Here is a 10,166-nt window from a genome sequence, read left to right as displayed (position 1 = left end):
CTCCACTGTGTACTTGCGCAACGCCCTCTGGCGTACCGGTATACAGCAGGTCACCTGGTAAAAGCGTGAAGATACGTGAGCAGTACGCGATGAGCGCCGGCAGATTGAATATCATGTCTAGCGTATTGCCAGCTTGCCGGGTTTTGCCGTTCACTTTGAGCTCGATATCGAGGCCATGCGGATCTGGCACTTCAGACGCCGGCACCAGCTCACCCAGCGGCGCAAACGTATCAAATCCTTTGGCAACAGACCACGGGTGGCCTTTCTTCTTGGCTGCAGCCTGGATATCGCGGGCAGTCATGTCCAATCCAACCCCGTAGCCGCATATGTGGTCAAGTGCATGTTCTGGCGCAATGTGCTTCCCACCTTTTCCAATCACGGCAACCAACTCAACCTCGTGGTGTATCTCAGCAGATAGATCAGGTAACACCACTTCTCCCCCATCCCTGGCAAGCGCCGTCGACGGCTTCAGAAACACCATCGGTACCTCGGGTACTTTGCTCTTCATTTCTGCAGCATGCGCCGCATAATTGCGTCCTATACAGAAAATACGGGGTGAATTGATAACCGTATTATTATGCGGCAGGGTGATACGCGTATCTATCAACATCTTGTCACGAATTACACAATTAAAAAGGAAACACTGGGACTATTTGAGATTATAAGGCCATCTGTGAAAAATTTGAAGTTATTCTTAACTCTCGCGGCGGTAGCCAGCCCGGCGCACATAAGAAGAGCAAATGTACGCAATTATTGAAGTAGCTGACAAACAGTTTAAAGTCAGCAAAGACGATACAATTTTTGTCCCTTTGATGGACGCCAAAGTCGACGCAGCAGTCACCATTGACGATGTACTCCTCGTGTCGGACAACGGCAAAATTAAAGTTGGTGAGCCAACTGTAAAAGGGGCCAAATTCAAAGCCAAAGTGCTCGAGCACGTTAAGGCAGACAAAGTACTCGTCTTCAAGAAGAAGCGCCGGAAGCGTTTCAAGGTAAAGCGTGGCCACCGCCAGCAATATACCAAGCTTCAGATTAGCGGTTTGACTGTAGGATCTGCAAAAGCAACTGCTACCAAAAAGGCAGATGATGCGCCCGCAGCAAAACCAAAGGCAGCAGCCAAGCCGAAAGCGGCCGCGAAGCCTAAAGCAGCAGCCAAGCCGAAAGCGGCCGCGAAGCCGAAAGCTGCAGCCAAACCGAAGACCGCAGCCAAACCAAAAGCTGCCGCAAAACCAAAAGCTGCACCAAAAAAAGCAGCCAAGCCGAAAGCTGAAGACGGCGACGCCTAGTTTGATCTGACAGTAATTGATCTAACAGCGTTTACAAAGCAACAACAAAGTAGTAACACAAAATCCAGTTAACGTCATGGCACATAAGAAAGGTGTAGGTTCTACCAAAAACGGTCGCGACTCCAATGCTAAGATGCTTGGCGTCAAGGTATTCGGTGGTTCTTTTGTCAAAGCCGGCGGCATCATCGTTCGCCAGCGTGGCACCAAGTTCCACCCGGGAGACAATGTATCCCGTGGCGGTGATGATACCCTCTTCGCTACAGCCAATGGTACAGTTCGCTTTACCCGTGGCCGTGGCAATCGGAAGTTCATCAATGTAGACCCGATTGCTGCATAATCGATAGCAGCCAAACCTGCTAATACGGTATTTTCAAGGGCTTCTGTGCTATACAGGAGCCCTTTTTTGTTTGCTACAAGACTCCCTATCCTATGCTGTCTTTGCGTGACGCCTACATCTTACCTGCACATCAGGATGCCATTGAATTCAGGGCGTTCACCCATGGCCTGATGCCGGCCACGGTTCCAGCCATGATGCAGCACTTCATCAACGACTGGCAGCAACGCGGCGTTGACGCCTGGAACAACGTCCCCAATCACTGGCGCCCAAAATCGGGAGACACCGTTGGCTGGTGGACACTCCCCGTTTATCTTGGTGATCATTACATTTCTCCCCTGCTGGGCGTAGAGGCCGGCACCTGTATCATGCAACCCAACGTACACTGGACTGTCCAGTGCATCCTTTCTGCACGCGAACTGTTTGCCCAAAAGAGAAAAGTTATCCTTACGGAAGCAGAATTTCCTTCCGTCAGCTTCACCCTGCAGCAATGGGCAGATATCCATAACCTGGAGATTCTGCAAATTCCATTGCAGGGTAATACTGTTGACGAAGCCGCTGTGCTCGACGCTATTGATGACAAAACAGCGCTTGTGATCCTGAGCCACGTTGGCTTCACCACCGGTGAAAAACTAGCCGACGCATTTATCAGAGACGTTGCTGATACCATTCACCAACATGGCGGCCTCCTTGCGATTGACGGCTACCACAGTATTGGTTCGTTAACCACCAGCGTCGCAGCACTCGATATTGACCTCTACTTCGGCGGCCTGCTCAAAGAGGGCTCGGGCTCATCAGGCAATGCCTATCTGTATCTGAAACCTGGCCTGCAGTTGACACCGCGCCTTACAGGCTGGTTTGGCGATGCAGCGCCGTTTGCATTTGACAAGCGGCCCCTGCCCCATCCGGATACCCGTATGCGTTTTTTGGGGGGCACAACGGCTGTTGCAGCCCTATATCATGCAGTAGAGGGCGTTAAAGTCTTGCTCGACGCCGGCCTCGACGCTGTGCGCAATGATGCGGTAGAAAAAACGGATCTGTGTATTGCACTGGCAGATCAACTTGGCCTGCAACTGCGATCTCCCCGGCTGGCAACACAGCGTAGTGCCATGGTTGTATTTGAAATCCCCCAGTCCGACCGTATGGCGCAGTACTTGAAAACACATCAAATCTTTGTAGACAGCAGGCAGGGGTGTTACCTGAGGTTGTCGCCATTTGTATGGAATACCGAAGCTGAAATCCAGCGCACGTTCAGCATTCTCAAAAAAGGGCTGGCTGGTGCTCGCTATATACAAACCCAATTATCATCAGCCGGCGGTCCAGTAACCTGAGCCTTCGTGCACAGCGCACATCCAACAACCCTTGGCAAGTTTATTGCACTCAACAGGGTTCTGCGCACCAGGGCATGGCCCCCTGCGCCACAGCAATTCCCTTTTTGGCAGTACGCTTTAATCAGCGTTCATGCACTGTACCCCTTCTTTGCATTCCCTTCTCAGCATTTCAACAGTGTCCGTACCAAGCTTATGACCCGGGCTATACCAACCCAACCAACGCTCTGCCTCGCCATGATTGTGCGGGATGAAGAAACCAACCTGCTCGAATGGCTGCCACGCGTTCGGCAGTATCTCGACGAGCTGGTTGTCGTGGATACAGGCAGCATAGACGGCACGGTACCTCTGTTGCTTTCGATGGACGCCAAAGTTCTCGAACAGGCCTGGGCGCATGATTTTGCAATGCATCGCAATTACGGACTCCAGCACGTGAAAGCAGATTGGGTCCTTATTCTCGATGCCGACGAACGGCTGGATGAAACCGGTTGGCAGATGATCCGAAAGCTGATCGAAAACCCAACCTTGCTTGCTTATGCCTTCAAAATCAAAAATTACCATAGCCAAAGCGACCTGTCGAGCTTTGATATCATGCACTCGTACAGGCTTTTCAGAAATGGGCACAGCATTCAGTATTCGGGGCTGGTGCACAACCAGTTAGCAGAATCCATTAATGCAGCTGCAGTGGCTTCCGGGCTGTCGGTAGAGCCGGCGCCACTTACCATTGAGCACTTTGGGTACGCGCTGTCAGAGCAGGGCATGCGCGCCAAACAGCACCGGATCTATTCCATGGTCAAAAAGCAACTACGGCTCACACCTGATGATGCCTATTACCAGCATCATCTGCTGAACATCTGCCTTGCTATGGGTAATTTTGCTGAAGCCAAAGCCACTTGCAAGAGGCTCGATTTTGAACGGCTGCGTCCCGAGTTGCGCGTACAGGCTTATTACAAAGCAGCCCAGGTGGCCATGGAAGAAAGTGCATTCAAAGAATCGCGTAGTTATGTGCACAAAGCACTTCAGATAACACCCAATGCGTCATTCCTGCATTACTTGCGGAGCAATATTGCGTACCAGATGCACCGGTACAACGAAGGGATACGATCTGCTTATAAAGCACTCGAACTGGCAAATACTGAATCTGAAGAAGGGAAAACCCTGCACCTGCCGCTCGACGAATGTTACTACAACGTGGGCATGGGTTATCTCCTTCTCGGTGAGTATGACAACGCCCTCGAACTCCTCAACAAAGCGTTGACCTATAACCCCCACAATACCATGGCGCTGCAATACATCGAATGGCTCGCGTCTCATCAGGAAAAGAAGCCGTTAACGCAAAAACCCGTTTCCCAACCCGCAGCACAACAGGTTTAGAAAACGGGTTCTCGTAATCACCAGATTTTGAGCGGCTTGTGTCCTTTAAAGAGATGCAACCTTCAAATCTGATATATGCAGGTTTAGCGCGTGGTTGACGCGCATGCCCACGACACCTTCTGTATGCACGTCTGCACGGGGCAAGCGTGTCACCTCGATGTCATTGATCAGAAATACAACTTCGTTGTCTTCTGCCTGCACCGCCAATTTATTCAATACGGATGACTCTTCAGGGTCGGTGTAACGCTTGATGGCAGGATTTGTGGTCCATGCGGCAAGTGTGCTGGTCTCGTCGCCGCTACGGCGTTTGATAAGGTATTCACCACTATTGCGAATCAGGAAATAGTCGTACGTTTGCGTCTCGCCATTTAGGTCGGCCCCGCCAAAGAATAATCCAAACGCCTCAGTGCGCTCGCCGGGATTGAACAGATAAACATCAAGCTGTGCTTTGTAATTGCCCGTTGCTGTGCTGTTCGGGTGATAAAAGATGCCGGCAGGCCCTGTGGTTACATGCCATCCAGGCGACATATTTACAAAATAGATGTCTGAAGAGTCGGCATTTGCGCCAATTACAACAGCGTCATCCGGCTGATCCAGTCTAACAAGCCAGTCGGTGGGTACAACCAGGTTACCGTCTTTGGGATTGTAAGGATCAGGGGGGGCGTTTTCAACAACGGCTGCGGCCGGCTCAGCCTCAGCGGGTTCAGGGGTCGGTTGGCAACCAAACGAAAGGGTTATCAGCGCCAACACAAGTATACTTGTTTTCATACCAGTTACAGGAATGTTCTACAGAATGCTGCAAGATAGGCAATTAAAGATACATCCCGTACTCCTAAAGCTAAAAAGCCCTGGCAGGAATTGCTCCTGCCAGGGCTTCAAATAGCTATTTACAGCTGGCTTACTTGCCGGCAATTGCCAGAGAGATGCCAGTGGTCGACCAATGCATATTGAGCGTTCCAGCGTCGCCATCGACTGCAAACAGGAGTACTTCCTGCGCATCAATTGTCTTTGGCATTACGTCTACGCGCAAGGCATCTTCAGCTTTGTCGTAGTCATAAGAGCCCCACTGGTTCGGCACTTTGTTGAAAATGGCAGTCCAGGCGCCTTCTTCCTGTGGAATGAGGAAGAATGAGTAAATGCCTTTTGCCAGATCCTGTCCGTTGACAGTAACATCCTGGCTAAACGTAACTGTAGTGGCTTCGTTAGCACCGGCACGCCAAACGCGGCCCCACTTTTCGAGTCCGCCAAATACGGTACGGCCTTTAACATGTGGTGCGCCGTAGGTAACGCGAACTTTAACGTCGCCGATCATGCCGGTAGCTTCAGCGTTTTTGCTTTTCTGTTTGGAATCATCGCCGCGCTCTTGTGCAGTCGCTGTACCAACCATGAGTAGCATGGCAAAAGCAGCCACGAAGAATCTGAAAAGGTTCTTTTTCATGAGATAAAAATACGTTCTGTGATAGTCTTTTTTGATAGCAATGGGTTGCAGTACCGTGTGGATGTACGACAATTGCTTCTGCGGGTTCTTCTAACACGCAAATTTATCAAAAAAGTGTGTATTTGGCCGGCTAGGCTGCTAACATTTCCTCCGTAACCGGAGCAGGTACTTTGTAAGCACGCATTATTTCTTCAAGCGCCTCACGTGCAAACATGCGGTTTGTCTCTATATAAGGCGTTTCTTCGACCAGGGGTGGACGAGGTGCAGTCAGGGCATCGATAATCCCTTCTGCATGGGTTGCATAAGAGAAATGTCCCTGTTTGATATAATGATTGAACTGTGCACGCCCGGTTGGGTGGATAATCAGTGATGGGACATTAAATCGTAACGCCTCCACCGCGATGGTTGACCATTGCGTAACATGCCTGTGGCTTTGCTTGAGTAAGGGATACAACGGCAATTGGCTTGCCTCTTCCACATTTACATTTTCGAGATGTAACGCTTCCAGCGCCTCCTGGAGCGCACTGATTTTGTTTCGCTGCGCGGGATGTAAACGTATCAGCCAGAACCAGTCAGGCGGCGCCTTGCGCATGGCTTCCAGCATCGCATCAGGAATTGCCCGATCTGATTGCTGCAGCGAAACCAGTACAACCTTTTGTGGTGCACGCAAGCCATCCAAAAAAGTTGTTGCTTCAGGTTCCAGGCCAAATCCAACCGGCTCCTGGTCCTGCCATTTTTCGAGCCACAGGTTGCCGCCAATTAGCGGCCGCGGATTGAACGTACCTGCGCCCAGCCGCATGTGCTCAACAGCCGGCTTACCCCAGCACCAGCAAATATCCGGAATCATTTCGTATCCGGCATCTGGTGCTTTATCCCAGCAAGAATACATGCCGTGGTATTGCCCCTGTACATCCTTTTGAATGTCAACGGTGACAATGCCCATGGACTTTGCGGCGGAGACCAGCGCCATACCCAGATTGTCGTAGTAATTGCTGAGCATTACTACTTTCGGGCGAATTGCTGCAAGGGCCTCTTTGAAGTATCTGATATAATGTAACAGCCGCTCCCCTTCCATCATCAGGTACTCTTCTGTGAGGGCGAGGTCAAATCGCGTGCCGGCCAACAACTGTGTCAGCACATTGCCTTGCTGGATACGCTCAATGGTTGGAGATTCCTGAAAGGCCGCAATTACACTCCGCTGGGCGTCGCAACGCAGGTAATCCAGGGAGTCAAAAAAATAGGTGTGTTCGAAGCGGGGTAATGTCTCTTGCGTCTGATCGGTAATCAGCTCGAGTTTTAAAAAGGTATACTGCGTTTTCACCAGGTCGATGAACGGATCGACAAGCCGGTTATAGTACCGCCCCCCAAACACATCCTCGTGTTCTTCCTGACGGGAAAAAAACAGCACATCCACAGAACCAAAATCGGTCAACTCTGCAAGATTGCTGCGGTGGCGCTTGGCGTGTTCGAGATAAGGGGCGTAGAAATCAGGCCGAAAAAAGCCCTGCGACAATTTATGCGCCAGCCGTCTGAGCCCAATGGCTGCCGGCGGCGCGTACTTATTGGGATGCAACAAACGTTGCCACAGCTGCATCCGCACAAACGGCCAGAGGTGTACTCCTTTATACCTGATGGCTGCCACATCCATTGCCTTTTCGATAGCCAGGATGCGCTCAATTGTCGTCTTATGATCCATGTCGTTAAGGCGTTCTCCCGGCATGACCAGTGCCGACGCAAGCCGGCATCAATGGTTTGTGCTGGTATTCAGATCTGGTAACGCAGCGCCGGGTGTGCAATACCGACGCTGGTTTCATCCAGAATGCGCGAACCAATAAATGGGCCCCGATGTGTGATTTAAGTCGTGTGGACAATTATCTTAAAAATCCTGTTTCCAGATCCCAATCATGGAATTAAAACATCTATTTCTCTGCTAATTGTCCACACGACCTGTACAAATCTGTTGTAGGGTTCAGGGTGGCCCAATGTATTTTGACCATGTTCTTATTCAGAACGAGATCACGCTTGATATGGATTAGACCAAAGAGTGCACCAATTCAACAATCGCGTTTTTTAGCCTGTTTTGATTGTTTTCGGGTGTACAATTTGCCCATGCGTGGAAAGATTGGCCGACCAGGACGAGCCCCACATCTAATCAAAATGTCGCTTTGGCAGCACCTTTACCGTATGGTGAGCAGGCACGCCAAGGACGCGTGTATAGGGTGCAACGTCTCTGACTACCACGCTCCCTGCACCAATTACGCTACCTGCCCCCAACTGGACACCTTGTATCACCGTTGCACCTGCGCCAACGTGGCATCCCCGGCCAACATGCACCTCACCGGAGAGCACACTGCCCGAGGCCACATGCGCATGTGCCTCAACCACACAACCGTGTTCTATCACAGCGCCTGTATTAACAATTACATTTTGCCCGACCCGGGCCTGGTGTTGCACAACTGCACCGGCCATGATTTGCGCGCCGGCTTCGATCTCAACTTGTTCAGCGACGATAGCGTGTGGGTGAATAAGGGCAGGAAAGGCAAATCCTTCAGCTAACCATTGTTTGTACTGCGCTGCCCGAAGGATCCCTTGTCCGATGTATCCAAAACCGTTAGCAACAGACACGCCTGCTGGCAGTTGCTGCCGCAGTTGTGTGGGCTCCGCATCACCCAGCCATACAGCATCGGCATAGGGCACGCGTGCTGCGCTGCGATCTGCAAATCCTACTAGTTTGTACCCTAATGCTCGCGCGGTTGCGGCAACGACACTACCGTGACCACCGCCCCCAAGGAGCAGCATGTTGTCCATATCGATACTGACCATCTGGTGAACTTGTAGTATAACAAATTTCACCCAGAGTACGACAGCACAGCGGACAACTAGATGCTGAGCGATTGGTGTGTTGCTGTTTGCTCACCAGTAAGATATGGCCCCATCAAGGGCGTAATGCGTTCTACGTTTTCGGGTGAAAGCTGAAGTGCTGCCACCATGGCAATCATTTGGTCGCGCCCCACTGCGCCGGCGTCCTGCATCGGAAGCTGCAGCAGCTGTTCATAAAGGCCTTCAAAACTGTAGCCCAGCCGAGACAGGATCTCTGGGCCTGTGAGCGTGAGGACAATCTCAGCCAGTAAACGGTACGTTGGATTTGTAAACGTATTTTTCCACTTATCCAGGCTACCAGACTGCGGCCGGTTGTGTTGATGTACGCCAATGCTATCTCCCATCCTGCCTGGAGGCGCAGGATTGGCACCATAGTTCAACATCTCCGGGTTGAAACGGAGGCCCAACGCACTGCAAAGTTTCAGCATTTCTGCATCGGGATCCTGAACAAAAGTCTCGTACCGAATGGTAATCAATCGATCGCCCAGTACATGCAGGGCTTCGGCAATGCGCGCCGGCGCCAGTAAAATATCATCACGGTGCATACTCAGCCGGCTCCAGTTTTTGCCCACCCAGGTAGTAAGCACAGAAGACAATACCGCAAGCGGATTCCGAAGCTGGATCATCAGCTTTGCAGCCGGAAATAAAGCTGCCAGGTCAGGAATGATGTGATAGTAGCGCGGGGTTTTGTCGAGGAACAGCGGTTTACCGGTACCTGTGAGTACCTTGTTGTACCACACACCAGCCATGGCCCGGATCCCATCCATGTAGTCCTCCCAGCCCCCGGGGAGCGCCCCCACAAAATCATCCAGGGCTGCTCTTGCAAGGTTAGCATCATAGTTGGTTTGTATCCCTTGTGAACGACGTGCATAAAGTGGATGCAACATCACCCATGGTTCAGCCAATGCATGGATTGCCTCATGTGATCCGAGCACACGCTGCATCAATGTTGATCCTGCCCGTGGCTGCGATATTAGAAAGAGTAGATTTTCTCCCTGGTATGTTGATGTGCTGTGGCGTGGCGCCGGCCTTACATCTTGCGCAACAGGTGAGGACTGTAACGGCCGCTCAGGCAGCTTTGCTGGTGCAGGTTTCGGTTGTGCATTCGGAGGGGCACTGCCGGCTTCGTAGCCCAGTGCCAGCAGCCGATCTCCCATAAGCACCTGCATGCGCACAAGTTGCGGTGCTGTCAAGGCTCGCTTCCAACTACCGATTTGTTCATACAATGCCGGAGAACCGCTGGCCGCAAGACTTTCCTGCAATACATCCAGCATAATATCATCCAGATGAATCCCGAGAAATGCTGCAATGTGCCGGAGCGTTTCAGCCTGTTTTTTATTGCCACGCGCTCCCGGCGCGCCCACCAGATCTTCCAACTTGACAAAGTATACGTTGGGATGCCCAATCCAGGCTGCCATTGCATCAAACTGTGTGTGGATTGCCTGCAGCCGGCTGCCATTGCTTTCGACACCTTCAATGGAGGTCTGCAATTGCTCTTGAGAAGAACATGCTGCATAAAATGCGGG

10 protein-coding genes are annotated in these 10,166 nt (G+C 51.5%); 4 read left to right on the top strand and 6 right to left on the bottom strand.

Translation table 11 applies throughout. The annotated features are described in order from the left end of the window. Positions 1–610 (bottom strand): fumarylacetoacetate hydrolase family protein (locus tag AAF564_23365; GenBank protein ID MEM8488506.1); only part of this gene is annotated, 610 nt, incomplete at its 3' end. Positions 611–740: 130 nt separating this feature from the next. On the opposite strand from AAF564_23365, the gene rplU reads away from it, so the two are divergent. From rplU to AAF564_23345, 4 genes are all read left to right on the top strand, one after another. Further along, positions 741–1,286 (top strand): 50S ribosomal protein L21, encoded by a 546-nt coding sequence (rplU, locus tag AAF564_23360; protein ID MEM8488505.1) that lies wholly within the window; start codon positions 741–743, stop codon positions 1,284–1,286. 76 nt (positions 1,287–1,362) lie between these two features. Continuing rightward, positions 1,363–1,623 (top strand): 50S ribosomal protein L27, encoded by a 261-nt coding sequence (gene rpmA / locus AAF564_23355; GenBank protein MEM8488504.1) that lies wholly within the window; start codon positions 1,363–1,365, stop codon positions 1,621–1,623. 92 nt (positions 1,624–1,715) lie between these two features. Further along, a complete protein-coding gene (locus tag AAF564_23350; protein ID MEM8488503.1) occupies positions 1,716–2,951 on the top strand; it encodes an aminotransferase class V-fold PLP-dependent enzyme in 1,236 nt (411 codons plus the stop codon). 192 nt (positions 2,952–3,143) lie between these two features. Further along, complete coding sequence (locus tag AAF564_23345) at positions 3,144–4,322, top strand: tetratricopeptide repeat protein (GenBank protein ID MEM8488502.1); 1,179 nt, start codon at positions 3,144–3,146, stop codon at positions 4,320–4,322. Between the two features lie 45 nt (positions 4,323–4,367). On the opposite strand, the gene AAF564_23340 is transcribed toward AAF564_23345, so the two are convergent. The 5 genes from AAF564_23340 to AAF564_23320 all read right to left on the bottom strand — a co-directional run. Then, complete coding sequence (locus AAF564_23340; GenBank protein MEM8488501.1) at positions 4,368–5,090, bottom strand: hypothetical protein; 723 nt, start codon at positions 5,088–5,090, stop codon at positions 4,368–4,370. 130 nt (positions 5,091–5,220) lie between these two features. Then, positions 5,221–5,760: a DUF2911 domain-containing protein gene (locus AAF564_23335; protein ID MEM8488500.1), complete on the bottom strand. Its 540-nt coding sequence runs from the start codon at positions 5,758–5,760 to the stop codon at positions 5,221–5,223. Between the two features lie 130 nt (positions 5,761–5,890). Continuing rightward, a complete protein-coding gene (locus tag AAF564_23330; GenBank protein MEM8488499.1) occupies positions 5,891–7,456 on the bottom strand; it encodes a hypothetical protein in 1,566 nt (521 codons plus the stop codon). 452 nt (positions 7,457–7,908) lie between these two features. Further along, entirely contained in the window at positions 7,909–8,583 is a 675-nt protein-coding gene (locus AAF564_23325; protein ID MEM8488498.1) for a NeuD/PglB/VioB family sugar acetyltransferase, read from the bottom strand. A 56-nt stretch (positions 8,584–8,639) separates the two neighbouring features. Then, positions 8,640–10,166: sulfotransferase (locus AAF564_23320; protein ID MEM8488497.1), on the bottom strand; the 1,527-nt coding region annotated here is incomplete at its 5' end.

It is taken from the genome of Bacteroidota bacterium, assembly GCA_039111535.1.
In the GTDB taxonomy this organism is placed as follows: Bacteria; Bacteroidota; Rhodothermia; order Rhodothermales; family JAHQVL01; genus JBCCIM01.
Note: the sequence above shows the minus strand (reverse complement) of the source record. Positions and strands in the feature narration are given on the sequence as shown.

Coding starts and splice junctions, on each gene's coding strand:
- rplU (MEM8488505.1), top strand. CDS start 741: ATGTACGCAATTATTGAAGTAGCTGACAAACAGTTTAAAGTCAGCAAA.
- rpmA (MEM8488504.1), top strand. CDS start 1,363: ATGGCACATAAGAAAGGTGTAGGTTCTACCAAAAACGGTCGCGACTCC.
- AAF564_23350 (MEM8488503.1), top strand. CDS start 1,716: ATGCTGTCTTTGCGTGACGCCTACATCTTACCTGCACATCAGGATGCC.
- AAF564_23345 (MEM8488502.1), top strand. CDS start 3,144: ATGACCCGGGCTATACCAACCCAACCAACGCTCTGCCTCGCCATGATT.
- AAF564_23340 (MEM8488501.1), bottom strand. CDS start 5,090: ATGAAAACAAGTATACTTGTGTTGGCGCTGATAACCCTTTCGTTTGGT.
- AAF564_23335 (MEM8488500.1), bottom strand. CDS start 5,760: ATGAAAAAGAACCTTTTCAGATTCTTCGTGGCTGCTTTTGCCATGCTA.
- AAF564_23330 (MEM8488499.1), bottom strand. CDS start 7,456: ATGGATCATAAGACGACAATTGAGCGCATCCTGGCTATCGAAAAGGCA.
- AAF564_23325 (MEM8488498.1), bottom strand. CDS start 8,583: ATGGTCAGTATCGATATGGACAACATGCTGCTCCTTGGGGGCGGTGGT.